Below are 21,792 nucleotides of genomic sequence, written 5' to 3' on the forward strand. Positions count from 1 at the left end.
AAGGCGGGTGACAGCGCCGCGCACTTTGTCGGCCTCTTCTTCCGCCCGAGCAAGGTTTTCGCGGGTCTCGACTACGACCTCGGGGTCGGCATTTTCGATGAATTTCGGATTGTTCAGCCGGCCTTTCATGCCGCCAATCTCTTTCTCCATCTTGCCCAAGGCCTTTTCCAGACGCGCCTTTTCCTTGCCGATGTCGATCACGCCTTCAAGCGGCAGACCGAACAGCGCGCCCTGAGCCGGGATCGAGATCGCGCCTTTCGGAATGGGGCCTTCGGTGATCGAATCGACCCGAGCAAGACGGAAAATCAGCGACTCGTTATGGGCCAGCGCCGCGCGGGCGGCATCATCTGCCTGCGCCAGAACCATCGGCAGTTTCAGCCCCACCGGAACCCCCATCTGCGTGCGCGAGGACCGGATCGCCTCGATCAGGTCGATCACCCAGTTCATTTCGCGATCCGCAGCCGGATCAAGCAGATCGGCGGTGGTGTAGCTGGGCCAATCGGCATGGATCAGCATCTTGGCGCGATCGCCTTGCGGCGCGGTCAGATCCCACAGCTCTTCGGTGATAAAGGGCATGATCGGATGCAGCAGGATGTAGCACTGATCGAGCACCCAACGCATCGTTTCGCGCGTTTCCTCGGCATGTTCGCCATCAAATAGCGGCTTGGCAAACTCGACATACCAATCACACACCTTGCCCCAGACAAAGCCATACAGACCCAGCGCCGCATCGTTGAACCGATAGTTGGCGAATGAGTCATCGACCAACTCGCGCACTTTCGCGGTTTCGCCGATAATCCAGCGGTTCACGGTATGCTTGGGCTGCGGGATCGCGCTAACGACAGGGCCGTCAAACACGCCGTTCATCTCGGCAAAGCGGGTGGCGTTCCAGATTTTGGTGCCAAAGTTGCGATAGCCTTTGATGCGCTCTTCGCTGAGTTTCAGAACGCCGCCCAACGCCGCCATCGCGGTATTGGTGAAGCGCAGCGCATCCGCGCCGTATTCGTCGATGATTTCCAGCGGGTCAATCACGTTGCCCGTGGTTTTGGACATCTTCTTGCCCTTCTCGTCGCGCACGAGCTGGTGCAGATAGACCGTATGGAACGGCACCTGATCGACGACGGCCAACTGCATCATCATCATCCGGGCAACCCAGAAGAACAGGATATCAAAGCCGGTCACCAACACATCGGTCGGGAAGTATTTCGCCAGTTCCGGCGTCTCTTCGGGCCAGCCCAGCGTGCCGATCGGCCAAAGGCCCGAGCTGAACCAGGTATCAAGCACATCCGCGTCGCGCCAAACCGGGTAGATCAGCTGCGTGGGGTCCTCGGTCATCTCGTAATTGGCTAGGCTCGCGGCCAGCGCCTCGACGGCGGCGTGACGGTCTGCGACCTCTACCACCCGCGCGACGTTGAGCGGCGTGGGCAGGCCCGCGATGCCCGCCTTGAACTGTGCGACAACCCCGTCAAATTCGGGCGCGCAGTGATGCACATCGCCCTGATGGACCATCTTGGTTTCCACCAAAAGCCGGCCCATTTCGACCAGATCGAGGGAGCCATCGCCCTCATCATCACGGAAATCGGGGGCCTCAAGGTCAAGGCCATACCAGACCGGAATCTGGTGGCCCCACCAAAGTTGGCGCGAAATGCACCACGGCTCGATATTTTCCAGCCAATGGTAATAGGTCTTCTCACCCGCCTCGGGCAGGATCACCGTGTCGCCATTGCGCACAGCCTCCAGCGCTTTGCCGACGATCTTTTCGGCGTCCACGAACCACTGATCGGTCAGCATCGGCTCGATCACGACCTTGGAGCGGTCGCCGAAAGGCTGCATGATTGGTTTGGATTCGACCAGTGGAACCATGCCGCCGTCAAAGCACACCTTGCCATCGGAATCGTCCGGCTCGCCGGGGATCATCACCGCCAGCCCCTCATCGGTGATCTGCTGCACGACCGCCTTGCGCGCCTGAAAGCGGTCGAGACCGCGCAACTCGTCGGGCACAAGGTTGAGCGCGTCGACTTCGGTCTCGGAAAAATCTGCGCCTTTTGAAATCTCCATCGCGCGCACGGCACAATCCGCATAGGAAAGCCCGTCATCGCGCATCGCGCCTTTGGTATCCATCAGGCGATACATCGGGATGCCGTTGCGCTTGGCGACCTGGTAGTCGTTGAAATCATGCGCGCCAGTGATTTTCACCGCACCCGAGCCGAAATCCTTGTCCGGGTATTGATCGGTGATAATCGGGATCAGGCGGCGGTGTTCCTTGGGACCGACGGGAATTTCACACAGCTTGCCGACAATCGGTGCATAGCGCGTATCCGAGGGATGCACCGCAACCGCACCATCGCCCAGCATCGTTTCGGGGCGGGTGGTTGCGATGGAAATATAGTCGCGCTCTTCCTGCACGACGATATTTCCGTCCTCGTCTTTCTCGACATAAGTATAGGTTTCGCCACCGGCCAGCGGATATTTGAAGTGCCACATATGGCCGGCGGTTTCGATATTCTCGACCTCAAGATCGGAGATCGCGGTTTCGAAATGGGGGTCCCAGTTGACCAACCGCTTGCCGCGATAGATCAGGCCCTTTTCATACATATCCACGAAGACCTTGATGACGGCATCGTGGAAATTGGCGCTGTTTTCGTGGCCTGTGCGCGGATCGCCCGGCGCGCCTGCCATGGTGAATGCGTTGCGCGACCAATCCGCGCTGGAACCAAGCCGTTTAAGCTGGTTGACGATGGTTTGGCCATACTCGCCCTTCCAGTCCCAGACCTTCTCAAGGAACTTCTCGCGCCCCAGTTCGACCCGCTTGGGCTGTCCGGTCTTGGCGAGTTCCTTTTCGACCATCAACTGCGTGGCGATGCCGGCATGGTCCTGACCCGGCTGCCAAAGCGTGTCAAAACCGCGCATCCGGTGCCAGCGCACAAGGATATCCTGCACGGTGTTGTTGAACGCATGGCCCACATGCAAAGCGCCCGTGACATTGGGCGGCGGGATCATCACGCAGAATGTTTCCTCGCGTGAGGCATTGGCGCCCGCCTTGAACGCCCCCATCTCTTCCCATTTCGCATAGATCCGCGGCTCGGCGGCGGCGGCGTCGAAGGTTTTATCCATTGTCATGTCAGGGCATCCTTGCTGGCTTGAGCGATATGTAACGCGCGCGCGCAACAAGGAAAACCCTTCACCACATCAGGACTGCAGGATTGCGTGATCTGCATGCAAGGTTTCAGCCGATGCGTACGCCTGCCCAAGCTGTCCGAACAAGCAAGTTGACGTATTCAAACCAGCGGGTATCCTTTCTGTCCGGCGCGTTGCAAAACGCGTCACGGCAATCGGATCTTAGGGAGGGAGACGATATGTGCCTTGTGTTCGCCGGCCAAGAGCCGGAACGGTATAGCAGTGAAACGCGCCGCTTGCGGCTGAATGGGCAAAGCACCAGCATCCGCCTTGAAAACGCGTTCTGGGATATTCTTGACCAGATCGCCGCGCGCGACGGGGTGTCGACGCCGACCTTTATTTCGACGCTGCATGCCGAAGTGCTGGAACGGCGCGGCGAGCCGTCGAATTTCACCTCGCTGCTGCGCTGTGCTTGCCTGAAATTCCTCGAAATATCGGCGCAGCCCGAACCGATGGCGATGGCTGCTGAATAAAATTCGGCGGGTAGTATAGACCTACTACCTGCCCCACCTGACCCCGCTGCTACGCTTTCAAAGGTAAGTGATAGCACTATTAGCGGGAGCAAACGGTGGCAAAAACCATCCATTCCATGATCCGTGTCCTTGATGAGGACCGCTCGGTTTCGTTTTACGACAAGGCTTTCGGTCTCAAGGTCGCGGAACGTCTCGATTTTCCAGATTTCACGCTGCTTTACCTGAGTAATGGCGAAAGCGGGTTTGAATTGGAACTGACCGTCAACAAGGGCCAGACCGAGCCCTACGACCTTGGCAATGGCTACGGCCACTTGGCCGTGTCGGTTGATGATATTGAATCTGAACATCAGCGCTTTGAGGCGCAGGGGCTTGCGCCTCGTAAGCTCGTGGAATTCGCGCCGGCTGGGGAGGTCATCGCGAAGTTCTTTTTCGTGGCCGATCCCGATGGATACCAGATCGAGGTGCTACAGCGGGGCGGTCGCTACAAATAGGCCCGTTTCACGGGAGACAACAGGGAGGAGACGACAATGGCAACCAAGGTAGGCTCGAAAGGGCTGACCCGTCGGCAGCTGCTTTCACGGGCAACCGTAGCGGGGGCAAGTTTCGTAGTGGGGTCGGGGTTCATGGCGGCGCGCAATGCCGCTTGGGCGACCGAACTTACGGCGCTGAAACCCACAACATTTGCGACACTCGTGCAGATGGCGCGCGACATTTATCCCCACGACAAGATTGACGACCAATATTACGTCAAGGCCGTCAAAGGGTATGACACCGCCGATATGGCCGAGGAAATCGAGGCTGGTATCGCCGCGCTTGATGCCGCCGCGCGCGGCAAGGGTAATGCGAGCTATCTTGATACCGCTTGGGAAAAGGATCGCGTGGCGATCCTGCGGGGGATGGAGGAAAGCCCCTTTTTCCAGAAGGTGCGGGGCGGCCTTGTGACGGGTCTCTACAACCAGAAAGCGGTCTGGCCGGTCTTTGGATATGAGGGCGAGTCCTATTCCAAAGGCGGTTATATCGACCGCGGTTTTGATGACATCGACTGGCTGTGAGGAGGCAGACATGGTTGCGAAATTTGATCTGAACGACGACAGCATCGTCGTTATCATCGGCACCGGCGCTGGCGGCGGCGTGCTTGCAAATGAACTGGCGCAAAAGGGCGTCAAAGTGGTCGCACTCGAGGCCGGCGGGCGCTATCTGCCCGAGGATTACATCAACGACGAGTGGGACAGCTTCGGCCAGCTCGCCTGGACCGAACCGCGCACGACCTCGGGCGATTGGCGCGTGGCCAAGGATTTCTCGGGCCTGCCTGCGTGGATCGTCAAGGCGGTCGGGGGCACGTCGATTCACTGGGCGGGGGCAAGCTTGCGCTTTCACGAGCACGAGTGGAAAGCCAAGACCCATTACGGCGCGGTCGACGGCGCGAACCTGCTCGACTGGCCGATCGACCCCGCGGAAATGGAACCCTACTACGAAAAGGCCGAGGCCAAGCTGGGCGTGACGCGCACCGGAGATCGTCCGGGCCTGCCGGGCAGCAACAACTACAAGGTGTTCGAAAAGGGCGCGCTGGCGCTGGGCTATAAAGACGTGTCCACGGGCCGCATGGCGATCAATTCGGTCGAATATGACGGGCGCAATGCCTGCCAGCAGACGGGTTTTTGTTTCCAAGGCTGTAAATGGGGCGCGAAGTGGTCCTCGGCCTATACCGACATCCCGCGCGGCGAGGCGACGGGAAATCTGGAGGTGCGCGATCACGTCCATGCCGCGCGCATCCTGCATGACGACAAGGGGCTGGCCTCGGGTGTCGAATATTTCGACAAGGACGGCAATTTGCAGATGCAAAAGGCCAAGATCGTCTGCGTCGCAGGCAACTCGATCGAAAGCCCGCGGATTTTGCTGAACTCGCATTCGGCGATGTTCCCCGATGGGCTGGCCAATTCCTCGGGTCAGGTCGGGCGCAACTATATGCGCCACATGACGGGCTCGGTTTACGGTGTGTTCGACAAGCCGGTGCGAATGTGGCGCGGCACGACGATGGCGGGCATCATTCGCGATGAATCGCGTCATGACCCGTCGCGTGGCTTCGTGGGTGGCTATGAGTTCGAGACGCTCAGCCTTGGTCTGCCCTTCATGGCGGCCTTCCTTGATCCGGGCAGTTGGGGACGTGAGTTCACCTCGGCGCTTGATAGCTATGAAAACATGGCCGGAATGTGGATTGTCGGCGAGGACATGCCGCAAGAAACCAACCGCGTCACGCTTAACCACGCGGTCACGGATGCCTACGGGCTGCCGGTCGCGAATGTGAACTATACCGATCACCCCAACGACGTGGCGATGCGCAAGCACGCTTATGCGCAGGGGGCGGCGGTGTATGACGCGGTGGGCGCGACCCGGACGCTTCCGACGCCGCCCTATCCGTCAACGCATAACCTTGGCTCCAACCGGATGTCCGAGAACCCGCGCGATGGCGTTGTGAACAAGCATGGCCGTACGCATGACGTGCCCAACCTGTTCATCTCGGACGGCTCACAGTTCACGACCAGCGCGGCGGAAAACCCGACGCTGACCATCGTGGCGCTTGCGATCCGTCAGGCCGATCACATTGCTGGCGAGATTTCGAAGGGCAATATGTAAGGCCGCTTTGCGCCTTTCAGCGAGGATATGAGATGGGGCTGCCTTCGGGCGGCCCTTTTTCGTGGGGCGCGCCTTAAAGGTTATCTTCCACGCGGAACCCTTCGGGGATCGTATCTTGGCCATCCAGCACCAGATCCACCATCACCTGCGCCACTTTCGGGGCCATGCCAAAGCCGATCTTGAACCCGCCATTGGCGATGAAATGCCCCGGTTGTTCGGGCCAAGCCCCCAGCATCGGCGCGCGCGTCTTGGCGCGCGGGCGCACGCCTGCCCAGCGGTCGATCACTGGCGCGTTGGCCAGCGCGGGGCACAGGCGGCGGGCCTTGTCGATCAGCGCATCAAGCTGGCCATCGGTCGTATCGGGGGCATCAAATTCACGCTCGGATGTTGACCCGATTGCGACGGTGCCATCGCTATGGGGCACAAGATGCAGGCTATCGGCGTAGATTTGCGGTGCAGCCCCCGCGTCATAGCGCAACAGCGCGGATTGGCCTTTGACACCATTCCCGACAGGCGTGTTGAGCGCGGCACTTAGCGCAGCCAAACCGGGCGCGCCAGTGGCGTGGATCACGGGGCCGATCTCGTCGCCCTCTCCGATCACGATCTCTGCGCCCATCGCCTTGAGCGCTGCGACAAGCGCGGCGCTTGCGGCACGCGGTGCGGCGCGCGCGCTCAGCGTGTCATGCACCACCAAACCTGTAGGCGAGGGCGGCGCGAAGGGCGCAAACTGCGCCGCCTCTACCACCTGCCAAATCGCGCGCCCCTGCCATAGATCGGCGGCAATTGCTGCGCGGTCCTGCGCGCGAGCAATCTGCGCAGCGTCCATCAACGGCTGGATGCGCCCGATGCGAGCATAGCCCGGATCACGCCCGCCGATCTGCGCGACCTCGGCCCAGAACGCCTCGGCCATCATCAGGCTTTCAAACTGGAATTGTTTCTTGGCGTTCCAGTTTTCGGGCACATGCGGAGCCAGCGCGCCGACATGTCCGCCCGAACTGCCCGCGCCGATCTGCACGGCCTCAATCAGGCGCACGCGCGCACCGCGCCGCGTGGCGTGAAACGCGATGGCGAGGCCAAAGATACCGCCGCCGCGCACTGTCAGATCGGGCTGTCCGCTTGTCATTTTCCGCCCCTTGCGTCACTGCTCGGATGTAAGCAACGGACTATCCCTGATGACCCAGCCTGACCAGAGCAAAGCCGATCTCGATTGGCGCGACGGCGTTTTGCCCGTGTCGCGCCGCTTTGACGATCCGTATTTCAGCCTTGGCGGGGGCTTGGATGAAACGCGCCATGTGTTTCTGTCGGGCAATGATCTGCCGGATCGCTTGGCGGCGGGGTTTCAGGTGGCCGAACTGGGCTTTGGCACCGGCTTGAACCTGCTGGCGCTGCGCCTGATCTGCCCCGAGGATTGCGCGATCCGGTTCACATCGTTTGAGGCCTATCCGATGAACGCGGATGAGATCGCGCGCGCGCTGGAGGCGTTTCCGCAGGCACGCGCGATTGCTGCGCCGTTTCTGGACGCTTGGGCGCAAGGCACGCGGGCGTTTCAATTTGGCCCGATCGCCGTTGAGGTGATCGAGGGCGATGCGCGAGAAAGCTTGCCACATTGGCAGGGGCGCGCGGATGCGTGGTTTCTCGACGGGTTTTCGCCCGCCAAGAACCCCGAGCTCTGGGGCGATGATTTGATGGCGCAGGTCGGCGCGCATACGGCCAAGGGCGGCACTTTCGCGACCTATACCGCCGCCGGATTCGTGCGCCGCGCCTTGGCGGAAGCCGGGTTCGAGGTCACGCGCAGCCCCGGTTTCGGTCACAAGCGGCATATGTCGAAAGGCGTGTTTCATGGTTGAGCAGGACAATCGCCGCGGCATCCTTTTGATGGTCATGGTAACCTTCATTTTTGCGATGCAGGACGGGATCTCGCGCCATATCGCCGAGACTTACAATGTCTACATGGCGCTGATGGTGCGGTTCTGGTTCTTTGCCGGCTTTGTGCTGGTGATCGCGGCGCGCAGTCCCGGCGGGTTGCGGCGCGCCAGCCGGTCGGCCCTGCCTTGGGCGCAGTTGTTTCGCTCGGTGGTGTTAATCGTCGAAGTGATCGTGATGGTGCAGGGCTTTGTCTATCTGGGGCTGGTGCATAGCCACGCGGTGTTCGCCTGCTATCCGCTATTGGTGGCGGGGCTGTCCGGCCCTGTTCTGGGTGAAAAGGTTGGCTGGCGCAGGGTGGTGGCGATTGCGATCGGCTTTGTCGGGGTGTTGATCATTTTGCAGCCCGGCTTTGGGGTGTTCTCCCCCTATGCGCTGATCCCGCTAGCGGCGGCGACCATGTTTGCGCTGTATTCGCTGATGACGCGCTATGTCGGGCGGGTCGATCCGGCCTCGGTGTCGTTCTTTTATACGGGCGTTGTCGGGGCGCTGATTGTGACGGTCGTGGGTATCTGGCATTGGGAAAACATGACGCTGGCCGATTGGGGCTGGATGGCGGTGCTGTGTGTCACGGCGGCGACCGGGCATTTCCTGCTGATTAAGGCCTATGAGGTAGCCGAGGCGTCAGCCATCCAGCCCTTCGCCTATCTGCAACTGGTGTTCGCCGCGACGATTGGCGTTATCGTGTTTCACGAACCGCTTGAGATGAACGTGGTGATCGGCGCGGGCGTCGTGGTCTGCGCGGGGCTGTTCACGCTGTGGCGCGCGCGGGTGGCGGCAGCGTGACGCGCGGCTACCCCGCTGTGCCGCGCAAAATATCGGTGAATTTCAACTCGGACTCGCGCAACCGCGCGCGGTAGGGCGGGATCGCCTCGGCCACGCGCATCGCGTAATTGCGGGTCTCGGTAAACGGGATCATCTCGACCCAATCAACCACATCCACCGTGCGCACGCGCGGGTCACCCTGTTCCTTGATCCAGCGGCGCGGGCGGCCCGGTCCGGCGTTGTAGCCAGTGGCGACAAGCACCGTCGAGGCCCCGAACTCATCGCGCAACTGCGCCAGATAGGCCCCGCCCAAACGCAGATTGTAGGTCGCATCACTGGTCAGGCGCGATAGCGAGTAACTCAAACCCGTCTTGGCCGCCATCATCTTGGCCGTGCCCGGCATCAGCTGCATCAAGCCCTGCGCGCCCACGCCACTGGCCACGCCCACCGCGAACTGGCTTTCTCGACGCGCCACGGCCAGAACCAGCGCCTCGGGGACGCCCAGATCGTGGCTCGTCAACGGCGGGATCGGCCAGAGCGCTTGGGGAATGATCTCGCCCTTGGCGGCGGCGCGTTTGCCGATGATCAGCGTCAGATAAGTGTCTTTCTGTTCCAGCGCATATTGTGCGAGTGCGCCGAAATTGCCGGGGCCGAGGTTTTCTTCAAGATGCAGAACGAACCGCGCCGCCAGATCCGGTTCATCGGCCTGATACAGCAGTTGCGCTGCCTTGAAGACATCGCTGTGGCGAAACTTGTATTCATGCCAATTGGGTAGTTTTGGGGTGGCGGCAAAGCTGGCGGGCAGGGGCAGGCCAAGGCGTTCGGCTGACAGCAAGCCATAATAGGCGCTTTGCTCACTCGCACCCTTTTGCCAAGCCGCCTTTGCCGCGTCGGCCTTGCCCATCACCTCAAGCGCACGGCCCTGCCAATAATAGGCGCGCGCCGAGGAAATCGGGCCATCCACGGCCTGCTCCAGCGCCTTGAAATGGGTCAGCGCGCTTTGCGTATCACCCAGTTTCAACGCGGCATATCCTGCCACCCATTCCAGATCTGCGTAATCCGCGCCGCCCGGTTTGAGCCGATGGCGCGCGGCCAGTTGATAGGCGCGCTTGGTGTTGCCATTGCGCAGATCCCAGCGGGCTTGCGCGCCGCGCAGATCGGCCCAAAGGATCGGGTCTTCAAGGTCGCTGGCCGAATTCGATCGCTCAAGGATCAGCTCTGCCGCGCCATCTTCAAGCCCCTTACGCCACCGCCACCACGCGCGATCGCGCGCCAACCCGGCCGAGCGTTTGACCATGTAATCGGGCACCGCCGCGACCAGATCATCGACACCATCTTCGCGCGCCTGCAAGGCGATACGCGCGCGGGCAACGGCCTTTGTGCCAGGGGCGACCAAATCCAGCATCCGGCGCGCTTGCGTCAACTCTCCGCTATCAAGCATGTTCTGCATACGCCCGCCATGATGGGGCGCGATCAGAGAGGGGTATTGCGCGAGAAAGGCGTTTTGTTCGCTTGTGCTTAGGGATAGATGCCGCCAAGCCGACTCGGCCACAGCCGCCGCAGCCGTTTTCTGCCCCAGCGCCAGATGTGCGCCGATCAGTGCCAGCGCCCCCGTGCCCGTTTGCGGCGCGCCAAGCTTGAAATAATCCAGAACCTGCGTCGGCGGGATCGACTCAAGCGTGGACTCACCTTGTTTACGCAACAGGGCCATGCCCGGCCAATCCGCACGCCGCGAGGCAAAGGGGAAATAATCCGCGAAAGAACCGTCGCCCGCGCGCAAACGCTGCCATTGGATAAGATCAGCGCCAAGCGGGCCATCGCGGCGCGCCAAAGCATCGGCGCGGCTCCAATCGCCGGATTTCGCGGCGGCCAATGCCTGCCCCAGCGCGCTGGTCGCAGCGCGCACGATGGCGGGAGTGAGAACGGCGGTCGATGCGGCTAGCGCCGCGAGGAACTGGCGTCGGATCATCAGGACTGCTCTTTTTTCATGGGGTTTTCCCCTTTGGCGTCAACTCTCATAGATGGGGACGATTCACAAGTTGGCAACGGCGTGGCAAAAGCTTATAACCCCGCCGAATTTCGCCGCGCCGCCGCGTGCGCCGGCTTTGTGAAAACCCAAGTCTAAAACCAAGGAGCGTGTCATGTTCAAAGGGTCTCTTCCCGCACTGGTCACGCCGTTTAAGAACGGCGCACTGGATCTGGACGCGCTGAAAAAGCTGGTCGAATGGCATATCGAACAGGGCAGCCACGGGCTGGTGCCGGTGGGTACGACGGGCGAAAGCCCGACCGTCAGCCACGATGAGCACATGACCGTGATCACCGAGGTCGTGAAAGCCGCCAAGGGTCGTATCCCCGTGATTGCAGGGGCCGGGTCGAATTCGACCGCCGAGGGCGTGCGCCTGATCCAGCATGCCGCCAAAACCGGTGCGGATGCTGCGCTTGTGGTTACGCCCTATTACAACAAGCCGACCCAACGCGGGATGATCGCGCATTTCACCGCTTTGCATGATGCCTGCGATCTGCCGATCATCATCTACAACATTCCGGGGCGTTCGGTGATCGACATGGCCCCCGAAACGATGGGCGAACTGGCCAAGCTGGAGCGGATCATCGGCGTCAAAGACGCGACGGGCAAGCTGGAGCGTGTATCGATGCAGCGCCTGACCTGCGGTGCCGATTTCATCCAGCTTTCGGGCGAAGATGCGACCGCGCTGGGCTTTAATGCGCATGGCGGGGTGGGCTGTATCTCGGTCACCGCGAACGTTGCGCCAAAACTATGCGCGCAGTTCCAAGAGGCTATGCTGGCGGGCGATTACGCCAAGGCGCTTGGCTATCAGGACAAGCTGATGCCGCTTCACATGGCGCTGTTCCTTGAGCCCGGCGTGGCGGGTGCGAAATATGCCATGTCGAAACTGGGGCTGATCTCGCCCGAGGTGCGCCTGCCGCTGACCGAGTTGCTGGATGGCACGAAAGCGGCGATTGATGCGGCGATGGAATATGCTGGTCTGATCTGAGGAGCAGGGGGCTTAGCCCGACCGTTAGGTGTCATATTGCTGCCCGCTGGCGTTAGACCAATAAAAAAGGGCGCGGATGTAATTCCGCGCCCTTGAGCGTGTTTGAGAGGGGGTGTGCTGCCTCACTTGGAACCGATGTCGTCGCCCTTTATATTGGTCGCAGGGTCGATTTCGCTCTTCGTGAGCATCGCCCAGATGGCCCGAGCGGCCTTGTTGGCCATGGCGGTTGTTGCCAACCGGAATGGCTTGTCTGCGACGATGTTCGCAGCCCAGAGATCGACGTTCTCTGGCGAACATTGCGCCATGACAGCGAGACGCCATATGCAAGTGCTGATGACCGCGACTGTGCGCAGCTACTTCGATTGTGAATTCTGATTGGAAAGTGCGGCGCGGTTCGCAAATTGCGGGTTGTCTGCGTTCGGATCGGCAGTCGGTTTGCGTGGCGCGCGGGAACGGCTTTCTTTGGCGGTCATTGCAGCGATGACGATAAGGTAAATCAACTGGGCCAGGAAAATCGTGACCAGATCACCCCCGACAACCACCCAGAATGTCTGTCCGGAAAAGACCGTTACCACGGTCTGTAGCGTTACAAAAACGGCAAGACCCACCAAGAACGACGTGAACCGCAAATTTATCCCTCCGCGCTCTTCTCAAAGGGGAAAGCTGCCCCTCGGCACAACTCTAGGCATTGAGGCGCAAAGATAAACCTGCGAAAGTCAAAAAAACCGAATTCTCATTCACTTGAGTAATATCCAGAATAATCGCCCAAGTAGCTCGCGCTATCCTCTTCGGACGAATAAACTTTCAACCGCTTGAGATCGACCTTGTTCAAAACAATACCCAATAGTTTTTGGTGCACTTTAGGATCGATTGTCAACAACTTGTGAAGCAGGAGTTTACTTGTCTTGCCCCATTCCGCAAGCATCACCAATTGATCTATGTCGCCGATCACGGCGCGGACATCGGACACAGCTCCCATTGGTGCTAGGTCGAGAATAACAAAATCGTAGGACTGCCGAAGCTGCGTGAGCAGATCTTTGAAGGCCGCCCCGGCCAGAATCTCGCTGGCATGGCTGAAGTCTGCCGGCACGAGGCTCGGCATAAAATCGACCTTGCTATTGGCGACCTGGCAACGCGTCTGGGTCCAGTCACGGGCCCCGCTAAGCACTTCAAGTAGCCCCTCCTGGTCCGTGACCCCCAACAGATGGCTAAGCCCGCAGCGATGCGGGTCCGCATCAATCAGGATAACAGAGGCACTACCTTCGGCAATTAGCGCCGCAAGGTTAAGTGACGTAAATGTCTTGCCCTCACCGGGACGCGCCGAGCTCAGGCCGATCACGCGCGACTTTCCGGCCGGTCCTGTGAGTTGGCTCGAGAGCCGAATATTGCGCAAGGTTTCCGTAAACTGGGAGCGCATGTTTTGCAGCGTGTACAGCGACACATTCCCCCCGACGACAGGCAAGCTGCTGGCGCGAACCTGATCTCGGGTTGTGGCGGCAGGCCTCTGGCGATGGGGTTGATCGGAATAGCTTGGCCCCGTCTGCGCAACCGGCTTGATCATCTGAAGGTAGCCAAGGAAAGGAAACCCGAGATCATTGTTGATTTGATCGGCGGTGTAGACAAACCGGTCGCGCCACTCACGAATGGCCGCCAGGACCAAACCGGTGAATAAGCCAAGCACGATGCACAAAGCCAGCGTTAACTTGGCGCTTGGACCCGAGGCGAATTGCGGCGGATCCGCGAGATTCAGAATGCGCACGTTGGAAATCGGGAAGGTCTTTTGTTGGTCGAGCTCCTGAAACTTGCTCAGAAATGTCTGATATAGCGTGGAAAGTGTTTGCGCGCGCTGCTCCAAGGCGTTGAGCTTGACCTGTGCGGGGCCGCTTTTGGCGTCATGTCCAACAGCCGAGTTCAAACTGTTTTGCAACGCGCTGACGCGCGCGTCTGCCAAGGTTGCCGCGCCGCGTGCCTGTTCGAACTGCAACTTGATCGACATAAACAACTGGTTTGCCGCATCCTCCACGCGCTGTTCACTTGATTGGATTTGTTGCGCACTGGCGCCGCCAATCGTGTGCAGCCTGTTCAGCGCTGCAACGGAATTTGTCAGCGCGCGCTGGCGCTGAATGAAGTCGGGATCATCAATCGCTGGCAACCCGCTTGGAATGCCGCTTTTGACTAGGCTGGCGAGCCCCTGCTGCACGACCGCTTTCAAAGCGCTCACGCGCGCATGCGCGCGCGCAGAATCGGCGATTGCGCTGGATAGATCTTGATTGAGCGTGGATACCGCACCTTGTGAAATCGGAATGCTATCGGCGTCTACGAGCCCATTCTTCGCACGGAATTTCTCGGCGTCTTGTGCAGCGTTGCGCGCGTTGGTTTGAAGCGTCGCAAGCCTGCCTTGCATCCACTCCGTCATCTGTTCTGTCGCAGTAAAATTCGCATTGAGAACGTCAGATACATAGACCTGCGAGAACGCGTTGACGATATCGGCGGCCAGAGCAGGGTCGTCGGCCCGATAGGAAATCGCAAAAGCCGAACTGCGTCCGATCCTGTAAACCTTGACCCGTTGTTGCAGGTATTGCGCAATTTCCTTTTGTTGAAGTTGCGCGACATCTTCGGCCGAGGGAGGAGTCGTGTTCGCTGTTGTTTGATCCGGGTCCGAACCACTGGGCGGGGTAGGAGAGACCTTGTCACGCAGCCAGACCATCGGAGCGCGAATGGCGCCAATCACCTTAGCGATCAGCGTAGCCGTCATCGAGACCGGCGGGTTCGTAAACGCAGGGTTCTGTTCAAGCTTGAGACGCTTTGCCACGCGTTGCGCCACCGCATCCGAGGTAATCACCAATTGCGCGCTGTCCATCTCGGTGTCGCTAGTGGTCGGATCGCTGCTGCTGGTGGTGGTGGAAACCTGCTGGATGGTGCGACCGATATTGCTATCCAGAAGCACACTGGCGGTTGCATCGTAGTAGCTGGGCGTGGTCGTCACATAAAAGACGCCAAGCACACACCAGACACCCAACGACCAGATGATGATCCTGCGTCTACGCCGAAGCACTGCCAGCAGGCGCGTCAAATTAATTGTGCCATCCGAAGTATCGCGGGCCTCGCGAAGCACTTCAGGGCCGTCATTGAAACGCAAGGCCATATTCTTCACGTTGAACTCCGCTTGTTTTCGGATTGTTGGTTGGCTGCACCATAAATTGTCAGCGCTTGACCGCCAAGGCAGCCCGATAGCGTACCAAGGTGCAACGCCCCGCGCATCAAGGCGCGATTGCGTGAAAGCGGCGTGAAGCTATGGATGACTGCGGCCAAAAGGCAAAAGGCAGCTTTGGCTGTGGCCAGTGAGGCGTGCTGGATACGCCCGCCCAAACCCCGTCCGGCACAGATCAGATTTCCATGCGTCTGGCCCATGCGAATGCGGCGCTGCAACAGCCAGGACAGCTTGGCGCGTTCGGGCGGCACGAGTTCGCGCACAATCGCGTCGGGCGTATAAACGATCTTGCCGCCTCGCGCCTGATATTGCGAGAAGTAAGCCGTATCTTCACCACCAGAGCGGCCGCGATGCAGATCAAAGCGCAAACCGGTCAGGTCGGGATCGCGCAAATCCAGCAAAACGTTACAGGTATAACCGGTATGTGCGAACCCTTTTGCGGTGATGTCGGGCTCTGTGTCGTGCACCGCACCTTGCACCATCCATTCGGGCGCATCGAGACGGTAAGCGGCGCGCACCGGCCCGACAATCGCGCCCGCACCGCTTTTCAGATGCGCCCGTAGCAACACATCAAGCCATGCTTTATCAACCGTTTCATCATCGTCGATGAAGGCCAGATAATCGGCACGCGCCTCTTGGGCCGCCTCTAGAATGGCGTTGCGTGCGCGTGAGATATTTCGTGCCGGTGCATGAAGATATTGTAGCGCAAACGGCATGTCTCGCGCCGCTGCCTCAACCCGCTCGCGTGCGGTTGGCATGGTGTCATTGTCGGCCACCGCGATGGTGATCGTGATACCCTCGGGCGGCATGAGCGCCCCGAGCGAGGCCAAGGCTTCGCTTACCGCCGCGCGCCGAAACGTACATAGGCCAATCATAACAAGGGACTGCTGGGTCAAATTTCACCCCTTAGCCGAAACGCACCTGCAAGCCGTGCACAAAGCGTTTGCACCCAATACCCGGCCGACCACGCCAATTGCATCAGCCCGGCGACCGGCCCGGCAAACACGCAGCGCGGTTGCCTCAAATCACGGGCAATCATCAGCCCTGCGACAACACAGGCCGCCACCCACGCCAATAGCGGGACATCGAATATCCAATTCAGTGGTGACAGCAACGCAAGCGCGAGGGCAGGCGCCAGGGCTGCTACAATCTTCTGGCGGCGCGCAGGGCGGGCTTGATGCTTGGCCAGGTTGCGCGCCCTGCCGCGACCGAACAAAAAGTACTGACGCATCACGCCGCGCAGGGAATTGCGCGGGAAATACTCGATTTCGGTGCGTGCACTCAGCCAGATGCGATAGCCTGCCAGCGCCAGCCGGTAATCAAATTCAGCATCCTCATTATGCGTAAAGCTTGGGTCATATCCGCCGATAGCGCGAAAAGCATCTAGCCGCATCAACGCGTGATGGCCGTGATCGACCCAAGCGCCCTCGGTGCGATTGCGATGCGCAGAGGCGCCATTTCCAAATCGCGAGTTCTGCGCCGCTGCTGCGATTTGCTGAAACGTAGAATTGCCCTTGGCATACATGGTGACCACGACCGAGGCCGCGTCCGTGGTCTCGGCCTCACGGATCAGCGTTGCGCAGAAGTCCGGGGGATAAGAGGAATGTGCATCCATCCGGATCAACCACTCTGCCGTGTCGCCAAATGTCTCGACCGCCAGATTTACCGCCGCGCTTTGATAGCGGCCCGGGTTGTCAACCAGATGCAACCACGGTGCATCGGCAGCCGTCTCGCGCACAATCGAGCATGTCGCATCGGTTGAGCCGCCATCGGCTACGACGACACATGCATCTTGCGAAACTGCAAACGGCTCGATGGCCGAGAGCACTTGCGCTATGTGGCGCGCTTCATTCAAAGTTGGTATCACAATCAAAGTGTTCATAAATCTCGCTCGTTCAAATGGGTGACACTGGAAATACCGTGCGGGCCAGCGCCCGGATCGGGAGCGCTGCGCATTGCATCAAGCAGCGCAATGCAATCGGATTGACTGGCAAGCCACAACGCGGTGGGCTGGGCGATGATCTTGGCGCGTTCCTCCATGATGCGCCGATCATCCAGCGTCCCCGTCACGGCCTCGACATCTGCAATCCGGGCGCTGGCGATTTGCAGGCCGCAGTCAAGATCGCGCAACCGCGCGCCAACCTGCGTACCCGCCAACGCGATCGGCACTGCACCAAACAAGCAACCCTCATATAGCCGGTTTGGCAGCAACCAGTCCGAATTTTCACCTGCATCATAGCGGTCAACAAGCCATGCGAGATCGCAGTCAGCGTAAATCGTGGCCAAGTCCTCGGGCCAACGGTAGGGGCCGCGATAGGTCAGGTCGGGATTGGCCGCGATCGTTGCGTGAAAATCCGGAATCGCGTTCAATGCGGGCTTTCCGCGCAAGATGACGAGATATCGCCCGGGCGCGTTTCGCGTCAAAGCGTCAAGTATCTCAAGCGATCTGGCACAGCGCAAAATGCCCGACCATCCGATCGTAACCTGACCGGGCGCCACGGGCCCCGCGCGATGGGTCTTCTGGCTGGGCTGACCCGGCATAAAGGGCTTGTTTTCAATCAATATCGTCTTGATGCGGGGCTGGTTAAAAGGCTTGAGATAGTGCTCGAGAAAGCCCGGCGAAGAGATCACCACCGCTGCGCTACGGCGTAACAACGCGCCTTCAAGGCGACGCAATAGGCGCGACACGCGGCCCCGCCCAAGCATCAAGCGATGGATATCGAGCAATTCGTAGACGACCTTGGGGCGCGGGTGAAAACGGCGGGCCGCGACATGAGCGAGCACCAACATTTCCAGATTGCGCGCCAGGATGACGTCCGGCGCGGATCGCGTCTGGCGCGCCATCTTTTTGCCAATGGCTGGCAACAGGCGGGCCACGCTAAGCGCGCGCGACAGCATCCGGCCATCACGGGTATGTCCGAGAACCTGAGCCGAATGCGACAACGGGTTTGTCCCGCGTCGGAACCCCGCGACCGAAACCTGCGCCCCACCCGCTTTGAGCATCGCAACGCGCCGCCAGATTGCGGTGTCGTCAAGATCATGTGCGAGGTAAAAAACCGCTGGGTCTGGCGCTCTATCCATAACGCGCGTCCCCGGTCTTCTGACTTGGTGCACTTCGCATCCGCAATGGGATATCGGAGCGGATCTCGCGCCTTTCGGCATTTGCACGACGCGCGTAAATAATGACCATCGCCGTCAACAACGTGATTGCCTCGAACTGTGTAAAGAACACCACTTCGCTGTTCATCAAGATCAGTTGACGTATTACGAAACCCGCCAGAAAAAGTGTCTCTGCCGACGGGCTCGCGATGGCCCAGCGAAAGATGCTGAATGCCGCGAAAAACACCAATCCGGCTTGCATCGCGATGCCGATCAGGCCGATTTCGACCGCGTTCGAGATGAGCGTGTTGTGAAAGTGGAAGCCGATCTTGGTGGTGATCCCGAACTGGGCCCACAGGCTTTCGGCGATCGGGTTTCCAATCACCCAAAAGCCTTTGAATCCTTGCCCCAAAAGCGGATGCAACGCGATTTGACCGAAGGCTATTTTCCAAAGGGTGGTCCGCCCGGTCAGGGTCACATCCTTACCGGTCTCACGCAGAACGAAATCCCCGATCTCTACAAAAAATCCGGTGATCAAGAGCACGGCAAACACCGCAAAAAGCCCCATCGCAAGGCCAAGGAAAACGCGTTGCCAGCGTGAGAGAAACCGCATCGGCGCGATCGCCAGCATCCCGATGCAGCCTAGAGCGGTGGTAATTGTGGCTCCGGCGGAATCCGCGCGATAAATCAACAGCGCCCCGGCCAGTAAATTGAGCAAGGCCAGAAATACCCAGCCTCCACGACCTTTGCGGTCCATCAGCACCGCCCAGCCGGAAAGCACGCAAATTGATGCGAACTGCGCCAGCGCATTTTTGGAGCTGAAGATACCGACCCAATGCCCGCCGGGATTGGAGCGCGAGATCGCGATGCTTGCCAGAGCCGGCAACAGCCAGCTGATCAGTATGACCCGCAAAAGCGATGTCGTGGACAACCGGTAGGCGGCGGAAACTGCAATCGCAACGGTCAGCGCAAGCTGGATTGAATATCGCAGCGTCAGCCCCGGCGCGTTTGACCAGAACGTCGACAAAATGCACCAGCCGACTAGCAACCAAAGCGCACCGGCCCCCACGCTTTCCTTTGCAATATCTCCGGGACGACGGAGCACGAGCGCCAGACACATCAGCAAAAAGACCAGCGCCGCCTTGCTCCCCAAAAGCGGTGTGAAATTCAGCGCAGTAAACGCAATTCCTAGTAGGACTGCGGTCGGCCTGATCGTCAGCACATGGGCTGATCGGCTCAGGGCAAGTTGCATGTAACCGACTCCGGAAAAACGCAGCGTTGACCGAGGGGCGTATAAGCGAAACGCGTCACGTTCATCACGACAGGCGCTGTGGGCTGCTTGAACGGACCCATCCAGTTTTTCAGCGTGTCGCTGCCCCAATGGCTGAAATAGATTTTCATTGGATGGGTTGGGACATGGGCGGTTTCTTTGCGCACCAACACACCATCCACATACCATTTCAAGCTGTCGGGAGCCCAGATGAATGCATAGTTGTGATAGCCATCGTCTGACGCCGGGGCGAAGTGATAGTATTGGCCGTCGCCAAAGTCATTGCCTGACACATACCGGTTAAGCCAAACAAGATTTGGCGCGCGCGTGAGACGCTCAAAATCGATTTCGTCATGGGGCTGCTTGTGAATCGCGCCGGTAAAGCTGAAAAAGGCCGCGTTCAGCCCCGACCCCGGCGCACTTTTCATGCGCGCCTCGAAAGTCCCGTACCGGAACCATTTTTTCGTCTGCACCTCTGCGCACAAAGCCTTGTCGCCCGCTTTTCCGGGCGGAATGTATTTGAGGTCGAGCCCGCCATTCTTGCCGATCGCGAGCGCCGATTTCGACCATGTGCAGTTCTGTTGCGGCCCGTTGCTCCAACCATCAGAAATGTACCAAAGGTTGGGGTCCAGACGTGCGAAATGCTCGACGAACGGGGTTGAGGTCGGTATGGGATTTTTCGCCCAAAGCGCAGTGGCACCCAGCCCGATCGCAACGCCCAGAATTACGGTCCGGGCCAAAATACGATTCATCGTGTGCAACATGACGTGTTTATTACTTTTGTACCAATACCTGCGCAATTCAACCCACCGAGTCTGCGACAAACAAGTCTATTCCTTGCCACGAAAACACATCACGGAAACATCACGTTTTTTAACGATCGGTATCTAGTCGCTTTCAATATATTAGGGAAACATTGCTTTCCTGTTTGTTAATAGCCTCAATGCATCAAACGCATTTTGAAACGGCAGATTGGGCGAAAATGACGGCGCAGGTGACGGTTTCTATAATCATGGCCAATTATTGCGCACAGACCTATGTCGGTGCCGCAATTGCCTCGGTCTTGCGCCAAACAATGCCTGATTTTGAACTGATCATCGCTGACGACGCATCAACGGATGGCTCTGTGTCGGTGATCCGGGACTGGATGGCCCGCGATTCCCGGATCGTTTTGATCGAGACAGCGGAAAACCAAGGCGCGGCGCCGGCACGCAATCGCGCCCTGGACGTCGCGCAAGGCGAGTGGGTCGCCGTGATGGATAGCGACGACCTTTTGCACCCCGACCGCTTGCGTCGAATGCTGGAGGCCGCGCGCGCACTTGATGCGCAGATGGTCGCGGATGATATGGTGTTTTTCAGTGATACCCCAAACGCTGCGGGGCGCACTTTGTTGCAACCGATGGATCTGAGCGCGCCGCGTGCGTTCGACGTTACGGACCTTATCTCCTCTGATCTTGCGAATGCGCCGTTGCCACCGCTAGGCTATATCAAGCCGCTGATATTGCGGGCAGCGATTGGCAAGTTGCGTTATGACGAACGCCTTGTGATCGCAGAGGATTTTGATTTTTATCTGCGGCTGCTGCAAAGTGGAACGCAGGCGTTTTTGTTGCCCGATCCGATGTATCTTTACCGCAGGCATTCCGCCTCGCTCTCATATCGGCTTTCGGAGGACGCCCTTGAAAAAATGCTCGAGGCGCAAGAAAGATTTGCGCGTGATGCCGATCGCGCATTGCATCCTCTCCTATCCAGACGGGCCGCGTTATTAACCCATATGCGTGCCTTCGCCGCATTGGTTGCGATGCTCAAGGCGCGCCGCTGGGCGTGCGCGATCGGGCAAATGGGAAGGCGGCCCCGTTTGGTTTTCGATTTGTTGCGTAGCTTTAAAGAGCGGGGCCTGCGCCGCTCGGGCGATCAACCCGAGCGGTGCAGGATGACGCTTGGCCTTGGTGCGGACAAAGAGCCGCGCGCATCCATGTCATTCCCGACACCGCCTTTGCCGGGGGCAGCTTGGGCGCGCCCGGTCGCACCCGCTGCCGCCGCGCTATCGCGACTGGCCGCAGCGCATTCGCTTGAGGTAACCGCCTACGGTGCGGTCGGGCTTTGGGCTCTTTGGTTGCTACCGGACTGGGCGTCTGCACAGGTAGAGTTGGCCCCAGATGATCGAGCGGGGGCTGAACTGCCCCGACCAGATATCATCGGCCCGAATGGCCGCGGAGTCATCTGACG

19 protein-coding genes are annotated in these 21,792 nt (G+C 59.6%); 8 read left to right on the forward strand and 11 right to left on the reverse strand.

Features of this window, described 5'->3' with window-relative positions; translation table 11 throughout:
* A partial coding sequence (locus tag DT23_RS09590; protein WP_038130812.1) for a valine--tRNA ligase occupies nucleotides 1-3,120 on the reverse strand: 3,120 nt, incomplete at its 3' end.
* 236 nt (nucleotides 3,121-3,356) lie between these two features.
* Here DT23_RS09590 and DT23_RS09595 point away from each other — a divergent pair.
* From DT23_RS09595 to DT23_RS09610, 4 genes are all read left to right on the forward strand, one after another.
* Complete coding sequence (locus tag DT23_RS09595) at nucleotides 3,357-3,650, forward strand: ribbon-helix-helix domain-containing protein (RefSeq protein ID WP_038130773.1); 294 nt, start codon at nucleotides 3,357-3,359, stop codon at nucleotides 3,648-3,650.
* 95 nt (nucleotides 3,651-3,745) lie between these two features.
* The gene (locus DT23_RS09600) at nucleotides 3,746-4,141 is read left to right on the forward strand and encodes a VOC family protein (RefSeq protein ID WP_038130775.1); all 396 of its coding nucleotides are present in this window, start codon (nucleotides 3,746-3,748) and stop codon (nucleotides 4,139-4,141) included.
* A 36-nt stretch (nucleotides 4,142-4,177) separates the two neighbouring features.
* The gene (locus tag DT23_RS09605) at nucleotides 4,178-4,702 is read left to right on the forward strand and encodes a twin-arginine translocation pathway signal (RefSeq protein ID WP_038130777.1); all 525 of its coding nucleotides are present in this window, start codon (nucleotides 4,178-4,180) and stop codon (nucleotides 4,700-4,702) included.
* A 10-nt stretch (nucleotides 4,703-4,712) separates the two neighbouring features.
* Nucleotides 4,713-6,284 carry a GMC family oxidoreductase gene (locus tag DT23_RS09610; protein WP_038130778.1) on the forward strand — a complete coding sequence of 524 codons (1,572 nt, stop codon included), beginning with the start codon at nucleotides 4,713-4,715 and terminating at the stop codon, nucleotides 6,282-6,284.
* 73 nt (nucleotides 6,285-6,357) lie between these two features.
* Here the strand turns inward: DT23_RS09610 and DT23_RS09615 are convergent, their stop codons facing one another.
* Entirely contained in the window at nucleotides 6,358-7,407 is a 1,050-nt protein-coding gene (locus tag DT23_RS09615; RefSeq protein WP_038130780.1) for an NAD(P)/FAD-dependent oxidoreductase, read from the reverse strand.
* Between the two features lie 49 nt (nucleotides 7,408-7,456).
* Between DT23_RS09615 and mnmC2 the strand changes: the two genes are divergently transcribed.
* Nucleotides 7,457-8,131 carry a tRNA (5-methylaminomethyl-2-thiouridine)(34)-methyltransferase MnmC2 gene (gene mnmC2 / locus DT23_RS09620; RefSeq protein WP_038130783.1) on the forward strand — a complete coding sequence of 225 codons (675 nt, stop codon included), beginning with the start codon at nucleotides 7,457-7,459 and terminating at the stop codon, nucleotides 8,129-8,131.
* The gene (locus DT23_RS09625) at nucleotides 8,124-8,993 is read left to right on the forward strand and encodes a DMT family transporter (protein ID WP_038130785.1); all 870 of its coding nucleotides are present in this window, start codon (nucleotides 8,124-8,126) and stop codon (nucleotides 8,991-8,993) included. The genes mnmC2 and DT23_RS09625 overlap by 8 nt, the downstream gene beginning before the upstream one ends.
* 7 nt (nucleotides 8,994-9,000) lie before the next feature.
* Here DT23_RS09625 and DT23_RS09630 read toward each other — a convergent pair whose 3' ends face one another.
* Nucleotides 9,001-10,941 carry a lytic transglycosylase domain-containing protein gene (locus tag DT23_RS09630; RefSeq protein ID WP_051697185.1) on the reverse strand — a complete coding sequence of 647 codons (1,941 nt, stop codon included), beginning with the start codon at nucleotides 10,939-10,941 and terminating at the stop codon, nucleotides 9,001-9,003.
* 172 nt (nucleotides 10,942-11,113) lie between these two features.
* Here DT23_RS09630 and dapA point away from each other — a divergent pair, with 172 nt between their 5' ends.
* Nucleotides 11,114-11,986: a 4-hydroxy-tetrahydrodipicolinate synthase gene (gene dapA / locus DT23_RS09635; RefSeq protein ID WP_038130786.1), complete on the forward strand. Its 873-nt coding sequence runs from the start codon at nucleotides 11,114-11,116 to the stop codon at nucleotides 11,984-11,986.
* 122 nt (nucleotides 11,987-12,108) lie between these two features.
* On the opposite strand, the gene DT23_RS09640 is transcribed toward dapA, so the two are convergent.
* From DT23_RS09640 to DT23_RS09675, 8 genes are all read right to left on the reverse strand, one after another.
* On the reverse strand, nucleotides 12,109-12,291 hold the full coding sequence (locus DT23_RS09640; RefSeq protein ID WP_038130788.1) for a hypothetical protein: 183 nt from the start codon (nucleotides 12,289-12,291) through the stop codon (nucleotides 12,109-12,111).
* Between the two features lie 48 nt (nucleotides 12,292-12,339).
* Nucleotides 12,340-12,615 (reverse strand): hypothetical protein, encoded by a 276-nt coding sequence (locus tag DT23_RS09645; RefSeq protein WP_038130790.1) that lies wholly within the window; start codon nucleotides 12,613-12,615, stop codon nucleotides 12,340-12,342.
* A gap of 104 nt (nucleotides 12,616-12,719) precedes the next feature.
* A complete protein-coding gene (locus DT23_RS09650) occupies nucleotides 12,720-15,131 on the reverse strand; it encodes an AAA family ATPase (RefSeq protein ID WP_051697186.1) in 2,412 nt (803 codons plus the stop codon).
* 5 nt (nucleotides 15,132-15,136) lie between these two features.
* The gene (locus DT23_RS09655; protein ID WP_205618232.1) at nucleotides 15,137-16,093 is read right to left on the reverse strand and encodes a glycosyltransferase family 2 protein; all 957 of its coding nucleotides are present in this window, start codon (nucleotides 16,091-16,093) and stop codon (nucleotides 15,137-15,139) included.
* Entirely contained in the window at nucleotides 16,090-17,079 is a 990-nt protein-coding gene (locus tag DT23_RS09660) for a glycosyltransferase family 2 protein (RefSeq protein ID WP_038130793.1), read from the reverse strand. The genes DT23_RS09655 and DT23_RS09660 overlap by 4 nt, the downstream gene beginning before the upstream one ends.
* Nucleotides 17,076-18,278, reverse strand: coding sequence for a glycosyltransferase (locus DT23_RS09665; protein WP_051697187.1), 1,203 nt, complete (start codon nucleotides 18,276-18,278; stop codon nucleotides 17,076-17,078). The genes DT23_RS09660 and DT23_RS09665 overlap by 4 nt, the downstream gene beginning before the upstream one ends.
* Nucleotides 18,271-19,548 (reverse strand): O-antigen ligase family protein, encoded by a 1,278-nt coding sequence (locus DT23_RS09670; RefSeq protein WP_162177204.1) that lies wholly within the window; start codon nucleotides 19,546-19,548, stop codon nucleotides 18,271-18,273. Before DT23_RS09670 ends, DT23_RS09665 begins: the two co-directional genes overlap by 8 nt.
* Nucleotides 19,533-20,306, reverse strand: a complete 774-nt coding sequence (locus DT23_RS09675) for a family 16 glycosylhydrolase (RefSeq protein WP_162177206.1) — start codon at nucleotides 20,304-20,306, stop codon at nucleotides 19,533-19,535. Before DT23_RS09675 ends, DT23_RS09670 begins: the two co-directional genes overlap by 16 nt.
* Nucleotides 20,307-20,560: 254 nt before the next feature.
* On the opposite strand from DT23_RS09675, the gene DT23_RS09680 reads away from it, so the two are divergent.
* The gene (locus tag DT23_RS09680) at nucleotides 20,561-21,790 is read left to right on the forward strand and encodes a glycosyltransferase family 2 protein (protein ID WP_162177207.1); all 1,230 of its coding nucleotides are present in this window, start codon (nucleotides 20,561-20,563) and stop codon (nucleotides 21,788-21,790) included.
* The last annotated feature ends 2 nt before the right edge of the window (nucleotides 21,791-21,792 follow it).

The organism is Thioclava indica (assembly GCF_000714545.1).
GTDB classification, from domain to species: domain Bacteria; phylum Pseudomonadota; class Alphaproteobacteria; order Rhodobacterales; family Rhodobacteraceae; genus Thioclava; species Thioclava indica.

What these genes read in the sequence shown, in the direction of transcription:
- DT23_RS09595 (WP_038130773.1), top strand. Translation starts at nt 3,357, where the DNA reads ATGTGCCTTGTGTTCGCCGGCCAAGAGCCGGAACGGTATAGCAGTGAA.
- DT23_RS09605 (WP_038130777.1), top strand. Translation starts at nt 4,178, where the DNA reads ATGGCAACCAAGGTAGGCTCGAAAGGGCTGACCCGTCGGCAGCTGCTT.
- DT23_RS09610 (WP_038130778.1), top strand. Translation starts at nt 4,713, where the DNA reads ATGGTTGCGAAATTTGATCTGAACGACGACAGCATCGTCGTTATCATC.
- DT23_RS09615 (WP_038130780.1), bottom strand. Translation starts at nt 7,407, where the DNA reads ATGACAAGCGGACAGCCCGATCTGACAGTGCGCGGCGGCGGTATCTTT.
- mnmC2 (WP_038130783.1), top strand. Translation starts at nt 7,457, where the DNA reads ATGACCCAGCCTGACCAGAGCAAAGCCGATCTCGATTGGCGCGACGGC.
- DT23_RS09625 (WP_038130785.1), top strand. Translation starts at nt 8,124, where the DNA reads ATGGTTGAGCAGGACAATCGCCGCGGCATCCTTTTGATGGTCATGGTA.
- DT23_RS09630 (WP_051697185.1), bottom strand. Translation starts at nt 10,941, where the DNA reads ATGATCCGACGCCAGTTCCTCGCGGCGCTAGCCGCATCGACCGCCGTT.
- dapA (WP_038130786.1), top strand. Translation starts at nt 11,114, where the DNA reads ATGTTCAAAGGGTCTCTTCCCGCACTGGTCACGCCGTTTAAGAACGGC.
- DT23_RS09640 (WP_038130788.1), bottom strand. Translation starts at nt 12,291, where the DNA reads ATGGCGCAATGTTCGCCAGAGAACGTCGATCTCTGGGCTGCGAACATC.
- DT23_RS09650 (WP_051697186.1), bottom strand. Translation starts at nt 15,131, where the DNA reads ATGGCCTTGCGTTTCAATGACGGCCCTGAAGTGCTTCGCGAGGCCCGC.
- DT23_RS09660 (WP_038130793.1), bottom strand. Translation starts at nt 17,079, where the DNA reads ATGAACACTTTGATTGTGATACCAACTTTGAATGAAGCGCGCCACATA.
- DT23_RS09665 (WP_051697187.1), bottom strand. Translation starts at nt 18,278, where the DNA reads ATGGATAGAGCGCCAGACCCAGCGGTTTTTTACCTCGCACATGATCTT.
- DT23_RS09670 (WP_162177204.1), bottom strand. Translation starts at nt 19,548, where the DNA reads ATGCAACTTGCCCTGAGCCGATCAGCCCATGTGCTGACGATCAGGCCG.